16 protein-coding genes are annotated in these 17,143 nt (G+C 55.6%); 10 read left to right on the top strand and 6 right to left on the bottom strand.

The features are described 5' to 3' along the window. Positions 1 to 361: 361 nt before the first annotated feature. The 5 genes from Q0336_RS02465 to rpsO all read left to right on the top strand — a co-directional run bounded on the left by Q0336_RS02465 (position 362) and on the right by rpsO (position 7,338). Entirely contained in the window at positions 362 to 3,592 is a 3,231-nt protein-coding gene (locus Q0336_RS02465; protein ID WP_298525248.1) for a S41 family peptidase, read from the top strand. Between the two features lie 93 nt (positions 3,593 to 3,685). Further along, the gene (gene mutY / locus Q0336_RS02470; RefSeq protein WP_298525250.1) at positions 3,686 to 4,798 is read left to right on the top strand and encodes an A/G-specific adenine glycosylase; all 1,113 of its coding nucleotides are present in this window, start codon (positions 3,686 to 3,688) and stop codon (positions 4,796 to 4,798) included. A 73-nt stretch (positions 4,799 to 4,871) separates the two neighbouring features. Then, the gene (rpmH, locus tag Q0336_RS02475; protein ID WP_021667957.1) at positions 4,872 to 5,024 is read left to right on the top strand and encodes a 50S ribosomal protein L34; all 153 of its coding nucleotides are present in this window, start codon (positions 4,872 to 4,874) and stop codon (positions 5,022 to 5,024) included. 214 nt (positions 5,025 to 5,238) lie between these two features. Further along, the gene (locus Q0336_RS02480; RefSeq protein ID WP_298525253.1) at positions 5,239 to 6,777 is read left to right on the top strand and encodes a FadL protein; all 1,539 of its coding nucleotides are present in this window, start codon (positions 5,239 to 5,241) and stop codon (positions 6,775 to 6,777) included. 291 nt (positions 6,778 to 7,068) lie between these two features. Further along, a complete protein-coding gene (gene rpsO / locus Q0336_RS02485; protein ID WP_021667960.1) occupies positions 7,069 to 7,338 on the top strand; it encodes a 30S ribosomal protein S15 in 270 nt (89 codons plus the stop codon). A 114-nt stretch (positions 7,339 to 7,452) separates the two neighbouring features. Here rpsO and Q0336_RS02490 read toward each other — a convergent pair whose 3' ends face one another. After that, entirely contained in the window at positions 7,453 to 8,325 is an 873-nt protein-coding gene (locus tag Q0336_RS02490) for an NAD(+)/NADH kinase (RefSeq protein WP_298525256.1), read from the bottom strand. 110 nt (positions 8,326 to 8,435) lie between these two features. Between Q0336_RS02490 and Q0336_RS02495 the strand changes: the two genes are divergently transcribed. The 5 genes from Q0336_RS02495 to Q0336_RS02515 are packed head-to-tail and all read left to right on the top strand — an operon-like array spanning position 8,436 to position 11,789. Beyond that, positions 8,436 to 9,155, top strand: a complete 720-nt coding sequence (locus Q0336_RS02495) for a pyridoxine 5'-phosphate synthase (RefSeq protein WP_298525258.1) — start codon at positions 8,436 to 8,438, stop codon at positions 9,153 to 9,155. A gap of 36 nt (positions 9,156 to 9,191) precedes the next feature. Further along, positions 9,192 to 9,872 (top strand): MotA/TolQ/ExbB proton channel family protein, encoded by a 681-nt coding sequence (locus tag Q0336_RS02500; RefSeq protein WP_298525260.1) that lies wholly within the window; start codon positions 9,192 to 9,194, stop codon positions 9,870 to 9,872. 33 nt (positions 9,873 to 9,905) lie between these two features. After that, entirely contained in the window at positions 9,906 to 10,337 is a 432-nt protein-coding gene (locus Q0336_RS02505; protein WP_298525263.1) for a biopolymer transporter ExbD, read from the top strand. A 3-nt stretch (positions 10,338 to 10,340) separates the two neighbouring features. Continuing rightward, positions 10,341 to 11,204, top strand: coding sequence for an energy transducer TonB (locus Q0336_RS02510; RefSeq protein ID WP_298525265.1), 864 nt, complete (start codon positions 10,341 to 10,343; stop codon positions 11,202 to 11,204). A 30-nt stretch (positions 11,205 to 11,234) separates the two neighbouring features. After that, complete coding sequence (locus Q0336_RS02515) at positions 11,235 to 11,789, top strand: DJ-1 family glyoxalase III (protein ID WP_298525268.1); 555 nt, start codon at positions 11,235 to 11,237, stop codon at positions 11,787 to 11,789. A gap of 2,039 nt (positions 11,790 to 13,828) precedes the next feature. Here Q0336_RS02515 and Q0336_RS02520 read toward each other — a convergent pair. From Q0336_RS02520 to Q0336_RS02540, 5 genes are read right to left on the bottom strand one after another with little or no spacing between them, the layout of a single operon-like run. Then, a complete protein-coding gene (locus tag Q0336_RS02520) occupies positions 13,829 to 14,698 on the bottom strand; it encodes a hypothetical protein (protein ID WP_298525271.1) in 870 nt (289 codons plus the stop codon). An 11-nt stretch (positions 14,699 to 14,709) separates the two neighbouring features. Then, positions 14,710 to 14,994 carry a hypothetical protein gene (locus tag Q0336_RS02525; protein ID WP_298525274.1) on the bottom strand — a complete coding sequence of 95 codons (285 nt, stop codon included), beginning with the start codon at positions 14,992 to 14,994 and terminating at the stop codon, positions 14,710 to 14,712. A gap of 14 nt (positions 14,995 to 15,008) precedes the next feature. Continuing rightward, entirely contained in the window at positions 15,009 to 15,560 is a 552-nt protein-coding gene (locus tag Q0336_RS02530) for a hypothetical protein (RefSeq protein WP_298525277.1), read from the bottom strand. A 1-nt stretch (position 15,561) separates the two neighbouring features. Beyond that, entirely contained in the window at positions 15,562 to 16,536 is a 975-nt protein-coding gene (locus tag Q0336_RS02535) for a hypothetical protein (RefSeq protein ID WP_298525280.1), read from the bottom strand. A gap of 3 nt (positions 16,537 to 16,539) precedes the next feature. Beyond that, positions 16,540 to 17,133, bottom strand: a complete 594-nt coding sequence (locus Q0336_RS02540; protein ID WP_298525283.1) for a DUF6046 domain-containing protein — start codon at positions 17,131 to 17,133, stop codon at positions 16,540 to 16,542. Between the last annotated feature and the right edge of the window lie 10 nt (positions 17,134 to 17,143).

The following is a 17,143-nucleotide window of genomic DNA, read 5'->3' on the forward strand; positions in this document are numbered from 1 at the left end:
CTCCTTTATAGCTCTGCTAGCCCCGATTCTGAGGGCTTTTCGCTCCTGCATTGGGCGGGGTAATTTTGTTTGGCTCGGGGGGAGAAGGGCTTGCTCCTTCGTCTCTCTACCGTGCTTGCATGGACGGAGGAGGGGAGGGGGAAGCCCCGTGCCCCTACCACCTCCATCGGACTTCCAGTAGCGCCTCTGGGGAGGAAGCAGTAGTGCTTCACGGGAGGCGCTACTGGTGCCCCTAGTTGGGCTGCGGAGCTGGTCTGAAGCACTCGCCCTCGCATTGCGAACGAGGGTATCGCCCCTTCCCCCCAATTGTCGTACCTTTGAACCAAGAGTAAATAGACACATCTCCAAACTTAATAAACCAATGGATCTCAAGAAACCTCTACTCTATGGTGCGCTTCTCCTCTCTGCTACGCTCTCGGCTGTAGCTCAGGAGCGTCCTCTATGGCTTCGCTATCCAGCGATCTCCCCCGACGGCAAGACGATCGCCTTCGCCTACCAAGGGGATATCTACACCGTGCCCACCTCGGGGGGCGAGGCTCGTCGCCTCACCTCGGGCTCTGCCTATGAGTGCCATCCGGTCTGGTCTCCCGATGGCAAGCAGATCGCCTTCACCTCTGATCGCAATATGCTGGGCACTAATATCTACATCATGTCAGCCACGGGGGGAAGTGCTCGCCAGCTGACGACGCACTCGGGGACGGAGATCCCTCAGAGCTTCACTCCCGACGGGCGGTATCTCGTCTTCAAGGCGCACATACAAGACCCCGCCTCCTCGGCACTCTTCCCTAACTCCTTCCTCTCTGAGCTCTATCGTGTACCCATCACGGGTGGTCGTCCCGAGCAGATCCTAGCGACTCCTGCCGAGGCCGTCTGCTTCAGCCGTGATGGTCGCCGTATCCTCTATCAGGAGGTGAAGACGTTTGAGAACGAGTGGCGCAAGCACCACACCTCTTCCTCCTCCCTCGATCTCCTCGAGTACGATCTAGATAAGAAGACCTACCGCTTCGTCGCTCGCCATGACGGCGAAGACCGAGATCCCGTCTATGCACCTACGGGCAAGAGCTTCTACTTCCTCAGTGAGCGAGGCGGAGGCTCGATGAATGTCTACGAGGGAAGCCTCACGGGACCCAATACCGAGGCTCAGCCCTTGACGAAGCTCTCGGGCGACCCCGTCCGCTTCCTCTCCTCTTCGCTGGATGGGCTCCTCTGCTTCGGCTATGCAGGCGAGATCTATACCCTCGTCCCTGGAGCTCGGGAGCAACGTGTACCCATCCGCATCACCAAGGACTACCCCGAGGACGAACAGCTGCATCTGACGATGAGCCGATCCTTAGGTTCGGCAGCCGTCTCTCCCGATGGCAAGCAGGTAGCCTTCACTTCTCGTGGGGATGTCTTCGTCACGGCGACGGACTACACGACGACCCGTCAGATCACCCATGGCTCTGAGGCCAATCGTGGGGTGACCTTCGGGGCGGATAATAAGAGTGTGGTCTATGCAAGCAGTCAGGACGGTACTTGGGATCTCTATCTAGCCAAGCTAGGGCGTAGCGAAGACCCTAACTTCCCCAATGCTCATGCCATCAAGGAAGAGAAGCTCATCCCTTCGCTCAAGGGTGAGAAGATGTACCCCCTCTTCTCTCCCGACGGCAATGAGGTCGCCTTCCTCCTAGACAGAGAGCGTCTCATGGTCTACAACCTCAAGACCCGCCAGACTCGCCAGATCACTGACGGCAAGCAGTCGCTGAGCGACTACGTCTGGTCGCCCGATGGTAAGTGGATCGCCGTCTGCTATGTCTCTCGCAATCGTGCTCCCTATACCGACATCGGTATCGTCACTGCCGAGGGAGGCCAGCCCATACACAACCTGACGAACAGTGGCTACTTCAGCAGCAATCCCCGCTGGTCTAGCGACGGGAGCATCCTCCTGTATGAGACGGATAAGTACGGCATGCGCAACCACGCCTCTTGGGGCTCTATGACCGACCTCATGGCGATCTTCCTCAATCGTGAGGCCTACGAGAAGTACCGCATGAACGACGAAGACCTTGCCCTCCTGGAGGAAGCAGAGAAGAAGGCTAAGGCCGACACCACTAAGTCGAAGGATAAGAGCCCAGCCACAGGCTCGGCGGAAGCTAAGAGCAAGAAGCTCGTCATCGAGTGGGACAACATCGACATGCGCACGGTGCGTCTGACGCAGAACTCCTCAGACTATGGCGACGTGATCCTCACTGCCGACGACAAGAAGCTCTACTACTTCGCTCCCTCCGACGCAGGGCAAGACCTCTGGGTCTATGATATGCGCAAGAAGACCTCCAAACTTCAGAAGGCACTTGGCCTCTCTGATCCCTTCTTCGCCTCCGACAAGAAGGGGACGAAGCTCTTCATCCTAGGGGGGTCGCCCATGACCCTTGATCCCAAGACCGACGCTACCAAGGCCATCACCATGGCGGGCCGCCGTCATATCGACCGAGTCAAGGAGCGTGAAGTCATGTACGAAGAAGTCGTTCGTGAGGAGGCCGCTCGCTTCTACCGCAAGGATATGCACGGGGTGAACTGGAAGCAACTGACGGATCACTACCGTACCTTCCTCCCCTATATCGACAACAATCAGGACTTCGCTGAGATGCTCAGCGAACTGCTGGGTGAGCTCAACGTCTCCCATACGGGAGCCCGTGCCCGTAGCTCCTCTTCGGCCTTCCCGACAGCAGAGCTCGGTCTCTTCCTCTCTCCAGTGAAGGGCTCTGGCGCTCTCCTCGTCGATGAGATCGTAGCAGGCGGGCCCTTCGACACCTCTCGCACCAAGCTCCAGAAGGGCTGTATGATCACTGCCCTCGAGGGGGTAGAGCTTCGTGAGGGGCAGGATTACTTCCCTCTGCTCAATGACAAGGTCGGTAAGCGTCTACTCGTCTCCTTCCGCACTCCAGCAGGGGAGCAGCACGACGAAGTCATCCGACCCATCTCCTCCTCCGAGCTCTCACGCCTACTCTATCAGCGCTGGGTCAAGCAGCGTGCCGCCGAAGTCGAGCGTATCTCTGGCGGAGAACTGGGCTACGTACATATCCCATCCATGGGTGACCCCAGCTTCCGTACCGTCTACTCGGATGTCCTCGGCAAGTACTACCAGAAGAAGGGGATCGTCATCGATATTCGCTACAATGGAGGTGGTCGCCTGCATGAGGATATCGAAGCCTTCTTCACCGGTACCCACTATGCTGATCAGGTCGTCCGAGGCCGCCAGTATTCGGAGATGTCTTCCCGTCGCTGGAACCGCCCCTCTGTCCTCGTGACCTGCGAAGCCGACTACAGCAATGCGCATGGTACGCCCTGGGTCTACCAGCATCTCAAGGTCGGTAAGGTCGTCGGGATGCCCGTAGCAGGGACGATGACCAGCGTGAACTGGGTGACGCTCCTCGATCCCAGTGTCTACTTCGGGATCCCTGCCGTAGGCTTCCGCCTCAAGGATGGTCGCTATCTGGAGAATACCCAGATGGAGCCTGATGTCGTCGTGCCCCTTGATCCGAATAAGGTGCTTCAGGGCATCGATACCCAGCTCGCTAAGGCTGTCGAAGTGCTCAAGGCAGAGACGAAGTAGCGCCCTCGCTCCTTCCTCTATACTTATAATAGACGTAGCCCCTGCATCCCAGCGATGCAGGGGCTACGATGCTATAGCGTATCTTTGTGCCCGATGAAGAGGACTACTGCCGAGGCGCTCCCGCCTATGCCCCATACCCGAGAGATCCAGAGCCGCCTAGGCGCATGGTACGATGAGCATGCCCGCCCCTTGCCTTGGCGAGAGGATGTCTCTGCCTACCACGTCCTGCTCTCCGAGATCATTCTCCAGCAGACACGGGTAGACCAAGGGATGAGCTACTACTTCCGCTTCACCGAGCGTTTCCCTCGTGTCGAAGATCTGGCGGCGGCATCGGAGGATGAGGTGCTCCTGCTCTGGCAGGGCCTCGGCTACTACTCCCGAGGGCGCAACCTGCGCCGAGCAGCCGAGATCATCGTCTCAGACTTTGGGGGCGAGATCCCTCGTACCCTTGAGGAGCTCAGCCGATTGCCAGGGGTCGGTCCTTACACCCGAGGGGCTATCCTCTCCTTTGCCTACGATCTCCCTTATCCGACAGTTGATGGCAATGTCTATCGGGTGCTCAGTCGTCTCTTCGCCCTCTCAGCTCCGATCGATACCACGACGGGGCAGCGTCTCTACTGGGCTGTGGCCGAGGCTCTCCTCGATAGGGCACACCCAGGGCGACACAACCAAGGCCTCATAGAGCTTGGTGCCCTCTGCTGTCTTCCCCGTCGGCCACACTGCTCGGAGTGTCCGCTGGAGCCCTATTGTCTAGCACATCGCTCGGGTATCGAAGAGCAGCTACCGATCAAGCAGGGGAAGACTAAGGTGCTCCCCCGCTACATGTACTACTTCCTCGTCAGGATCACCGATGAGGCGGGCAGGTCGCATCTCTTGATCCATCGCCGTGGAGCGGGGGATATCTGGCAGGGGCTCTATGAGCTTCCACTCGTAGAGACGGGTGAAGAGGGGATAGAGGTCGAGACCCTCACCGAAGAGGCGAGCTTCCGCCGACTTCTCTCGGGGCTCGAGGCTCCACGCTTCCATAGTACCCCCCTCTCGAAGCACGCACATCGCCTCTCCCATCGCCAGATCTACGCCACACTCTTCCTCATCGAAGCCTCGGGGGTAGATCCTTCGCTCGACTATCTCCTTATCCCTGAGAGCGAGCGGGGAGCTTATGCCTTCCCCATCCTCATAGAGCGACTGCTAGCTCAGGTTAGATAAAAATGCCTATCTTTGTGGCTCAAAATGCAGACCATCAGGAAATAGTAAGCAATAAATATATTAGACAACCGAGATGAAAAGAACGTTCCAACCATCGAACCGTAAGAGAAAGAACAAGCACGGCTTCCGTGCTCGCATGGCTTCTGCCAATGGTCGTCGTGTACTCGCTGCACGCCGTGCTAAGGGTCGTGCTAAGCTCACCGTATCTGACGAATACGTAGGCTAAGAGCTACTCTTCGGAAATTGACTCTGCAAGGGGTCTTTCGTAGTGCGCACTACGAGAGACCCCTTGCCTTTTGTATCGGCTCGGGAGAGGAGGAAGGCTGGGAAAGTGAATGGGCTTTGCACAGGATTGAGGAAAGTGTGCAGATTTGTCTATCTTTGTTTGCCTCTCTAGGCGCTCCATAGGGGCAGAGAGGCATCCTTTATCCTAGATAGTAATGAAAAGAAATCTACTTACTGGGCTTCTTGCCCTCACTTCTCTTACGGCAGCCCAAGCAGGTGGCCTGCTGAACAATACGAGCCTCCATGCGCTCTATCTGCGTAGTCTGGCTCGTAATGCCTCGCTCGCTATCGACGCTACTTACTACAACCCCGCAGGGCTCGTCTTCACGCCCGACGGCTGGCGCTTCTCGATTAATAGCCAGACTGTCCTCCAGCGCAGAGACATAGAGGCCACCTTCGCTCCCTTCGCTTACGGCGGAGGAAGCGCTACGAAGCACTTCGAGGGGAAGGCTATGGCTCCTATCGTGCCTACCCTCATGGCCTCCTACAAGCGTGGCGACTGGGCCTTCTCTGCCGTAGCAGGTGTCTTCGGTGGCGGGGGTAAGGCTAGCTTCACCAGCGGTCTCCCTCAGTTCGAGTCGGGGGTAGCGATGATCCCTACCATCACGCAGGCGATCGCTCAGCAGGCTTCTGGCCTCGCTAACCTCCCCGATGATGTCCTTCCTCCGATGGCAAAGCTCGGGCTATCCCGTGTGCTCAATCCCCTCAAGGCGGCTAACAAGTACAGCGTAGACAGCCAGCTCGAAGGCCTGCAGTATGTCCTCGGGCTACAGCTGGGAGCTAGCTACAAGATCAATGCTCATCTGAGTGCGTACCTAGGGGCTCGTCTGAACTATGCCTACAATACCTACTCGGGCTACATCCGTGATATCAAGGTCAGTGGAGAAGATGGAGCGATGCACAGCGCACCTCTCTACTTCGGTGCCATCGCTGCTGGGATCGAGGCGGCTAAGCCTATGATCAATGGTCTGCCCGATGCCGTCAAGCAGAAGGTACAGCCCTTGCTCGGTGTCCCCGCTCTGCTGGCAAAGAACTCTACCGACAAGCATATCGAAGTCAAGCAGACGGGTCTAGGGCTTGCTCCTATCCTCGGGTTGAACTTCAACTACGAAGGCCTCAATATCGGTGCTCGCTATGAATTCCGTACGGCTATCGAGGTGAAGAACAAGACCAAGGCCAATGACTCGGGTATGAGCCAGTTCGCAGACGGTGCACGTGTGGCCAATGACCTCCCTGCCGTCCTCGGCCTCGGTGCTTCTTATCGTGTCCTCCCCACACTTACGGCTGCTGTCAGCTACAATCACTTCTTCGAGAAGGATGCCCGTATGGCTGGCGACAAGCAGAAGTCGCTCGAGCATGACACCAACGAATACCTCTTCGGTCTCGAATGGAATGCGCTCTCTTGGCTCGACGTAAGTGGTGGTGTCCAGCTGACACGCAAGGGGGTGAGTGATGCTTACCAGAGCAACATCCACTTCGATATGAGTTCTACCTCCTACGGGTTAGGCGTAGGGCTGCACCTGACGAAGGAGATCCAGCTCAACCTTGCCTACATGATCTCTGACTACAAGGATCACACGAAGGAGGTCAAGGCATACGCTTCTCAGCCCGCTCTCGGGATCACGCTCCCTGCCAAGGAGGTCTATTCGCGCAAGAATCAGATCTTCTCGATTGGGCTCGACTACACGCTCTAGGATAGGGTAGGGGCTCACCACGTGTGAGCCCCGCCTTCCTCTAGGCGAGACGGCTTCTTGGCTAGCACTCGGGGGCAGGCTCTTGATACAAGCCCCCTCCAGAGCGTCTACTCTTCTCCCGCCATCTTCTCATCCGAGGAGAGGCACTAGAGGCCAACTCGCTAATTCTTTGTATCTTTGCGCTCACGATCCGAACGTCGTCTGACTGCTCCTGACTTCCCCCTCTAGGGAGAAGGCGGTGAGACGAGCTGACGACGGCGGTATTTTGTTTCACTATCCACAATACAACGTATGTATTTAGATTCAGCTAAGAAGACCGAGCTCTTCGAAAAGTATGGTAAGTCCTCTACGGACACGGGTAGCCCTGAAAGCCAGATTGCCCTCTTCACCTTCCGTATCGCTCATCTGACGGGTCACCTTCAGAAGAACAAGAAGGACTACAGCACGCAGCGTGCGCTTAAGATGATCATCGGTAAGCGTCGTCGCATGCTCGACTACCTCCAGAAGGTAGACATCGAGCGCTATCGTGCGATCATCAAGGAACTCGGTATCCGTCGCTAAGACTTACGAACGCCCCTAGCTGGGGGTGCTTCATACCAAAGACTCCGCCCCAGAGCTGTCACTAGGACAGACTCTGGGGCGGAGTCGCTTTAGGGGGATGCCTGCTCGAGGCTCCTACTCTCGGACCGGAGCTGCCCAGAGGAGCTTCTTGCGCAGGGTGTCGGTGAAGGAGTAGTCGTCCAGATGCAGCAGGCGAAGCGTATTCATCGACTTACGTATGCGGATACCTACACCGCAGGGGAGGATCTTCGTCTGCCCGTCTAGTACGATGAGGAAGGTATTGTTACGAGCCGATACGGTGAGTTCGATCGTCTGCTCCTCGGGGAGTACCAGCGGACGCATCGTGAGCGAATGCGGAGCGATCGGAGTGATGAGCATGGCGCGCGTCTGGGGCATCATCAAGGGGCCGTAGGCGCTGAGCGAATAGGCCGTCGATCCCGAGGGCGTAGAGATCACCAGACCGTCACACTCGTAGTTGGCGAGCTCCTTCCCCTCCAGACGAGTGTGAAGCGTGATCATAGAGCCTGTCTCACGCTTGAGGAGAGCGATGTCATTGAGCACTTCTCCGTAGTGCGTCCCATCGACTTCGACGGAGAGGAGCATACGTTCCTCCGTCGTGTAGTTCCCTTCGAAGAGTCGCTCGATCAGCGGTAGCGCCTCTTGGATACTACGATCGTTGAGGAAGCCCAAGCGTCCCATGTTGAGCCCGAGGATCGGTGTGCCTTCGGCGAAGACTCTACGTGCCGCCCTGAGGAGCGTACCATCGCCCCCGAGACTGATGACGAAGTCCATATCCAGAGGACTGAAGTCTGAAGGGATGTAGCCCGCTATCTTGGGGTGAAGACCGAAGTCCTCAGCGAGCGTCTGACGAAACGCTCGGTCACACCAGAGGCTGACATCAGGGCGATCGAGAAGGGAGAGAAGCTGGGTGAGGGGCTCGGCATGAGCGGCTAGATTAGGCGAGGCGATGAGCGCAATCTTATACATATAGCGGTGTAGACCTGCGTTAGTTATCGTAGGTAGGTCAAATAAACTTACCTTTGCATCATTAGGTGTATATTTATACTCCTAGGTACAAATGTATAAAAGATCGACGTATGACTCAACTGAGTGTCAATGTAAATAAGATCGCCACTCTACGCAATGCTCGTGGAGGGAATGTCCCCAACCTTGTCCAAGTAGCCCTCGACTGTGAGCGCTTCGGAGCACAGGGGATCACGGTACATCCCCGACCAGACGAGCGCCACATACGCTACCAAGATGTCTACGACCTGAAGCAGGTTCTCTCGACAGAATTCAATATCGAGGGGAATCCTATCCCCTCCTTCATGGAGCTCGTAGGACGAGTGCGCCCGCATCAGGTGACCTTGGTCCCCGACGCGCCCGATGCTCTGACGAGTAGTGCAGGCTGGGATGTCGCTACAAACCGCTCCTTCCTCACCGAGATCCTCACTCAGCTGAAGGAGTGGGGCATCCGTACCTCGATCTTCGTCGGTACTGATCTTAGGAACCTCGAAGAAGCAGCAGCTATTGGCACGGACCGTGTCGAGCTCTATACCGAGCCCTATGCCGCCCTCTATGCCGAAGACCGAGAGCGGGCGATCGCTCCCTTCGTCCAAGCGGCCGAGCATGCCCTTAGCCTCGGGCTGGAGCTCAACGCTGGGCATGACCTCAGCCTTGAGAACCTCGCCTTCTTCTCTTCCTCGATCCCTCGCCTTTCGGAGGTATCTATCGGGCATGCCCTCATCTCCGATGCCCTCTACCTCGGGCTGGAAGAGACGATACGGCGCTACCGCTCGTGCCTTCACCAAGACTAGCATATCAACAACCATTAATTATCGATAACAAAACACGTGGATACTACTGCAACGGCTTCTCTAGCCCAGACTTTGGCTGATACAGCACCTCAAGCTTCTCTTTCGATCCTTGACCTAGCCACCAAGGGCGGATGGATCATGATTGTCCTCCTAGCGCTATCACTCCTCGGGGTCTATATCTTCGTCTCTAAGTATCTTCAGCTCCGTGCTGCTGGACGTGAGGATAAGTACTTCGTCGAGCGCATCAAGGACTATGTCCTCGAGGGCAAGACTCCCTCCGCAATCAAGCTCTGTGAAGACACGAATACGCCCTACGCTCGCATGATCCGCAAGGGGCTTACACGCATTGGCCGTCCGATGTCGGATGTACTGGTCATCGTAGAGAACGTTGGGAATATCGAGATTGGTCGCCTTGAGAAGGGCCTTCCTCTTCTGGCTACTGTCGCTGCTGGTGCGCCTATGATTGGCTTCCTTGGGACGGTGACGGGGATGGTCCGTGCCTTCTATGATATGGCTAACGCTGGCTCGGGCGGGGTGGACGTTGCCCTGCTCTCCAATGGGATCTACGAAGCTCTTGTCACCACCGTCGGGGGGCTCATCGTCGGGATCATCGCCCTCTTCGCTTACAACTACCTCGTCGCTGAGCTGGATAAGGTCGGAGGCAAGATGGAGGCCAAGACGATGGAGTTCATGGACATGCTCAACGAAGTGCACTAGGCGCTCCGCTCTCCCACTTATCGTTGAAGTCGTATGGCACTTAAGCGCAAGACCAAAATCGCCGATACTTTTAGCATGGCATCGATGACGGATGTCATCTTCCTGCTTCTGATCTTCTTCCTCGTGACCAGCACGATCATCGTGCCCAATACGATCAAGGTCACCCTTCCCAGCTCTGCTCCTCAGTCGGCACCGGAGACTCCTTCGGTGCGGATCACGCTGACTCCCGACCTGCGCTACTATATGTCTATTGACCGCAGCGCACCTGTCGAACTGACGCAGGAAGCTCTTCGGGAGCAGCTAGGCATCTTCGCCGCTGAGCATCCCGAGACCTTCGTCTCGATCCAAGCGGATGAGCAAGTCCCCTACAAGGAAGTCGTCGCAGTGATCAACGCTGCCGCGCGAGCTTCCCTCAAGGTCGTCTTGGCCACACGGGCGGAGACCGATCCTACCCCAGCTCTGTAAGTCATGGCGCAGATCGAACCATCAGCTCCTCAGCGTCAAGCGATCGCCATCGCTTCGGCAGTGCTCTTCCACGTCGGGCTACTTCTGCTCCTTTGGGTGCTGAAGTTAAGCTCTGAGCGTCCCGTGCCCAAGCCGACGGAGGTACTCATCGCTGTGAACGTGGGGAATGTCGCCTCCGCTTCGGGGACCGTTGAGCCTGGGGGCACGCCGGATGTCACGGAGCCTGCCCCCGAGGTGCAAGCGCCGCCGAAGCCTTCGCCTCAGCCTGCCCAGCCTGCGATGACGCTGCCCGAGACGACTCCGAAGCGTGCTCGCACCCGAGTGGCGGATCAGCCCCTTCAGACGCAGCAGCATGAGAAGAGCCTTCAGCTCGAGGCTGCCCGTCGGGCGGAAGCTGAGCGCCAAGCCAAGGCCAAGGCCGAAGCTGCGCAGCGGGCTGCCGAAGCGCTTGCTGCTCAGCGTCGGGCGCAGAGCCAGCAGATTGGCAATTCGGTGGCTGGAGCCTTCGGCAAGCAGGCGGGCCAATCGGGGAGCCAAGGCACAGCGGCTTCGGGCGCTGGCAACCAAGGCGACCCCAACGGGAGTCCTTCGAGCTATGCTCTTGCAGGGCGCAAGATCATCAGCAACGGCGGCGCTCTTGTAGCTCCCCAGGTGCAGCGTGCTGTCGAGGGGAATGTTCGTGTGCGGATCATCGTCGATGGGAGCGGCTCAGTAATTCGTGCCACCATCGCCCCCGGCACCAATATCGCAGACCCTACTGTCCGCCAAGCAGCCTTGGAGGCGGCCCGCAAGACGCGCTTTAACGCCGTCCCCGGCTCGGACGAACAGGAAGGGACCATCACCTACCACTTCAAGATACGAGCTTAGGCTCATCACCATCTACTTATCCGTATCCCTATGTCTCAGAATGTGTACGTCTTCCTCGCAGAAGGCTTTGAAGAGATGGAGGCCATTGGGACAATCGACCTCCTTCGTCGTGCTGGTTTGTCCACGCACATTGTCGCTGTCGGGATCGAGCCTCACGTACGGGGGGCTCACGGGGTCGCCATCGAGGCGGATCTCTCCATCAGCGAAGTGTACAGCGCCGACGCTATCGCCTTGGTCTTGCCGGGCGGACTTCCTGGGGTGACTAACCTCGAAGGTTCTCAGCGTCTCTCACAGCTCATCCACGAGGTGAGCCACGACGGCAAGCTCCTTGCGGCCATCTGCGCTGCACCCTCGGTCTTCGGCAAGGCGGGCTTGCTCGAAGGCAAGGAAGCCATTGCTTACCCAGGCTTCGAAGGCAACCTACAAGGGGCGACCGTCTCGTCGGCTCCCGTGGTCAAGAGTGGGAACATCATCACGGCCAAGGCCGCAGGTTACACCTTTGACTTTGCGCTTGCGATAATCGAAGAGCTCCGAGGCAAGGCCAAGGCGGACGAAGTCGCATCTGCGATCGTCTACGCACGCTAAGCCGTCTCCGTCCCTTCCCCACATTAATTTCTCTCTCAAAGAAGGAAGCTTGTCCCTCGGGGCGAGCTTCCTTTTTTTATCTCCCGTCCCCCTGTGCTCGCGCTCTTCGTCCTTATCGCCTCCCTCTGTTCTCCTCCTTCGGCCCTAAGAAAGGGGGCTGTCACACCCCCAAGCGGACTATTCCCTTTGCCTGTCAATCTACCCCTCCTCAGCACCCGCATTCCCAGCGGGTTTTGGGAGGGGTAAAATTTCCGTATATAAGAAAATTTATTTCCGCATATGCGGAAATTTATTTTCGTGCGCACATATAATCGGGAAAACGAAATGTAGTGACGGAGGAAAACGAAATGTAGTGACGGAGGAAAACGAAATGAGGTAGAAAACCTCCGTAAATTAATTGGCAGCATCTGGTCTAACCATTGATGCTGCCAATTGCATTATGCCTACTAGGCGGAAAACACGAGGATATTGAACGGCCTGAGTAAGCTATCTCTTGGAGATCCTGTCGTGATAGTAATGTGAGTTACGTCTCGATCTCTGTTATAGGTAACAGACGTGGAAGCATTGCCTAGCGAACCTCCAATCTCAAAGTCATTGGTTGATGTGTACACGATGACATCACGTGCGAACTTATGGCTGATGTCAAAGTGAACAGAGCCACCTTGAATGCGAGAAGGAGCTGTGACAAACACACCCATCTTATACAATGCAGACGGGTTAGCTAGGTCTCCTGGAGACGATGTGAACTCTAAACTAAGGATACCAATCACTTGCCCGGGCGTAGAAGACCAATCATGCGCCTGCAGCGATGGCGTAGGCTTACTGATCACTCTACGGGCGAGGCGAATCCCCTCAGAAGTCACGAGCTCTTGTACAAAACCGATCTCCTCTGCATCCCCGTTGGCAAGGCGGTTAGCTGTGAGTGTCGCCCCTACAAGTTGCGTCTTAGGTAGTGGTAGCTGGCTGTCTTGGTATCCATTGAGCTGACCTGAGAGCAGGATCATGCTCCCCAAAGGTGGGACTTGAGTGCCCGTAAGAACTGCCCGACTAGACGCATCAGCATACATGGTATAGGACTTACGAGAGAGCTCGTAAAGATTAGCCGTGTCAGCCGTGTGTACGACACCGGCCGAACGGGACTGTACTGTGCCAATGCTACCCGATGAACCAAGGGGCATTACATGGGCGACCCTTATGGTACGTGCTCCCTTATATACATCGCCCTGGACTTTGATATCAGAGGCTGTCTCACGTATGACCACGCTGTAGTCCTTACCAGCTTGTATGTCAATAGTCAGGGTTGCGACCTCGAGGATCTCGCCTCTATAGAGAAGCGACCCAGTCTCCGTTTTTGTTGGGGACTTGACAATTATGGGGCGATTTGACTTTGGCCCGTCAATGATCCCCACCAACTCCTGGAGCTGGAGTATCTGTCCTTGGATGAAAGACAGAGTCTCTGTTGACAGGGGATACTGCCCCGACTTCCCAGCGCTATTAGTTGCTGTAGTGTAGTTTGCTCGGTTCATGTTTGAAAGGGGATTAATTATCGATTAATCGAGACGTATTGAGGATGCTTGGTTGGCAACTTATATCTATTGATCAGCCATTGAACCTCGGACAGTTTGGAGTCGAATACGTCTTGGGGGATGCACACCAAGAAGCTCGTCGAGTCTGCTCCGTCTCTTTCCGATCTTGTGATCAATGATGTCTCCGATGGAGGGAGAGCGATGGGCACAGGGGTGCCCGAGGCTGACTCTGTCACTGCAAATGGCACTCTACCCGTTGGAGTCAAGTCTTCAATGCGATAATGGATACCCAGAGAGGACGGATATTGCTCCTCGAGCATCCCCAGTAGCGAGCAAACTTGTCCGTTATGCTTGAGCTTATATCGGTCTTGCTCGAGATCCTGCAGTGATCTGGCATGCAACTGCCGTAGAGGAGCTGATGCTGCGCCGAGCAGAGCCAAGATAAGAGGCTTGCGTAAGAAGAAGGGCAGAGCATCCTTAAGGACATCGCTCCAGTCAACCATGCTAGTATTGTTAGATTGAATTGAACGGCTCATATGGCTTGTAGGCAATGGAGAGCGACCTGATCTTATAATACCCAGACGACGGGCGGTGGAAGCCTGTAAATTCCTTCCAATCATCCTCCCCAGAGGCGGAGGATGATGCCGATGTGACTACGCTTGACTCAACTCCTGCGACTCGTGAAAGAGCTACGACCAGATCAGAGGGTCTAAACACCCCATCGAATGGTAATGATGTGGTGTTGCGCTCTACGACCTTGCGTATCTCCCTCTGCCTATCCTGAGATGGAAGACCTGAGTCAAGCAGAAGAGATGGCTGCATGTATATCTCTAGGCTCAAATCAAGATCGTCACCAGGTGCTGAAATGACACGCACAGCTACTCCCGCATCCTTGATTTGGGCAATATATGACCTAATGCCACTGAGCACACTCTCGGATAGGACCACTGGTGCTCCTGTCTCATCTACCCCAGCGACCTTGAGATAGACGGTGTCTTGATACTCGCTAGCTACAGCGTAGCGTACAATATGAGCTCTAGCTAGATCATCATCACTAGCTCCAGCTGTATCGAACTCATCCGAATAGGGCTTGAGACTAAACCCATGCAGGTAAGACTTAGCACGATTGGAGTACCAAAACAGCGTGTGAGGCTCCGATGCGGCTATGAGGTCTATCACCTCTTTCCGGTGGTCGTCGTAGATTGTCTCTAGCTTAGCAATGCCAGCGGAAAAAGACCAGAAGAGGAGGCTCTCGATGGAAACTTTGGAGAACTGTTCATCATAAGTCTTACCGGGAGTTAGACCATAAGCCTTAACAACATCCTCATTTGCTCCGAAAGCCTCTGTCATCAATCGCCTGATGTCTGCAATATTTCGTGCCATAGTGTAGTCGTTTAGTCGGTGAATGAGATTAGGTAGCCATCATTGGTTAAGCTGACCCTATCGACGGGAAGGAGGCAAAAGCGCATCTGCTTAGCCGCCTCAGTTGGGAACATAGGATCTGGTTGCCCTCCAAGCTTGCGGTAAGCTCGCAGGCCAAGCCGTGGCCACTCTCCGAAGGTCCCTGGGGAACCAAGGAGAAGGAAAGAAGCGGTCTGCGCCTGAACTTGACCAAGTTGCATGCGACCTGTGCTCAAATCAAGGTCTCCCGTATCGGATGAAAGTACGATCCCCAGCATCAGTGTATCTATTATTAATGTTTGACGTTAGCATCCTCATAGTCGCTTGGCTTGCTCGCTCGTAGCCTTGTGCTTGACCAAGAGGCTATAGCCCCCTTAAGTGCTGCACCACCATCATTAGGCACCGGTGACCACCTTGCCAGAGCCTGCTTAAGTGAATTAAGATCAGATTCAATGGCGTTGAGCCGATCGGTCAGTCCATCTATGTTGACTAAGCCTCCCAACTTACCTCCATTGAAGATGAAGCCCTCGGGAGTGATCTTGAGTGATTGGTCTCCTATCTTGATGTCAATGCCATCTAACTCATCAGCAAGGAGGACTGCACCAGTGTCCGCCCCATCGACGAGACCCACGATCACAAATGATCCGACCTTAGGGAAGAGCGTCATCCCATCCGTACCCTCCTGGTCTCCTTGAAGGTTACAAGCCAAGAGGGGAGCTGATTCATCTAAGGGTTGACAGTCCACGGTGCGAGCAGTCTGATCTACGGAAGTAACCTCGCAGGCTTTGAGGTAATGGGTGCTTGCCCCAGAGAGCTGTCGGACGATGTTTGCTATTTGGCTCATACTATTCTGCTACTCTATAGCCTAAGGTGACCTCTTGACGGAAGCCCTCAGCCCCATATTTGATGGTTACCTTGCGTGCCTGATAGACACCCATCCGCTTGCCATCTAAGCGGATGCCAATGTGATCAAGTTTATCGACAAGCCGAGCTCCGAATGTGGTGAGACTACCGGTAAGACCATCCCGTTTTAGGCGGCGAAGCTCCTGCTCCGCCCACTTGCGCAGCTCCGGCTCACTCTTGTTGTAAGTCGTAACGGTACGTAGCTCCCCATCCTTGTCGCCCAGCTCGATCTTTAGCTTCTTGCGCCCCTTTCGCCCCTCGGGCATGATCGATACAGCCTTGAGATGGATACGTATAGCATCGGCATGTTGCTCTTTGAGCTGAGTGTCGCTGATGAGATTAACCCCGGAAGCTATGACCTGTCGAGCATCCTTACCTACCTGATGATCAAAGAGCACTCCGGCATAGAGCACTGCTTGCCCATCCTCGTAGCGGTAAAAGCTACGTATCCCTTGCTCCTTAAGCTGGCCAAGGAGGCTAGCTACATTGTCCGCCTTCACGCGGTAAGCTCCTAAGTGCTGCTCTCCCATGACTCGTAGAGGAGACGTGATACCTTGGTCTTTTAGCACCTGCTCCAGAGTGGCAGATCGATAAGCCTTGGGTACGGTTGGGGTAGTCTTGAGTCGATACATCTCATCCTCACACTCCAGGACGATAGGTGTCTTGGCGCTGATCTCACGGATATACCCAACAAACGCCAGCTGTAGATCATCGTCATAGCCAAGGTAGACACACACCTTATCTCCTCTACGAAGGGGTACGCCCTCCTTGTGATCCCAGAGCATACGCTTGGGTAGGGTGAGCTTGCAGGTATCGGTCAGCTCATCAGTGCTGCGCTGAATCTCGCAAGCAGTCAGCTTGTCGATAACCCACTTACGGGCGGAATCGATCTCAACTCTAGCTGTTAGGCGATACATAGGCTAGTAATCTGTACTGACGACATTATACTCATTGTCAGATAGAGCAGTGATGGATAGCTCTTGGTAGTTGCTTGCCGTATCCTGCGTTAGGGAGAAACTCTTGACGACGATGCGGTTGACCTCAAAGACATCGAGGAAGGCACTCTGAACTTGAAGGGCCTTATTGACATCTAAGTAGCGACGTAGCTCACGCAGGGCACCCTCAGGATAGATATCGGCAATGTGGCCATCATCCGTGCCCTGAATGCCAACCTGGATACTTAGCTCATAATCCCCATTGCTTATGTACTCCTTGACAGTACCCTCTAAGCCTACGACTTGAGTGGTCGTGATCTGCTTGGTTCGGGTGAGGGAGACTACGGCATCTTGGAGCAGTAGTGTTGACCCATCCTCTACCCTAATACGTAGTGGGCAGAGGGTGTATCTACCCTCCCAATAGGATGGGTCGGTAATGGGTAAGGCGACTTGACTCGGCACATACTCCTCCCCTCCTCGCTCCCAAGAGATTGATCCTTTCGGCTTATCAGGGAATCGATAGAGGAGGACCTTGCCTGCGCTAAGGGCAGTCGGTACGATGGTTTGCAGTGTGGACATAGAGGAGAGG

This window comes from uncultured Porphyromonas sp. (assembly GCF_938039215.1).
GTDB lineage: Bacteria > Bacteroidota > Bacteroidia > Bacteroidales > Porphyromonadaceae > Porphyromonas.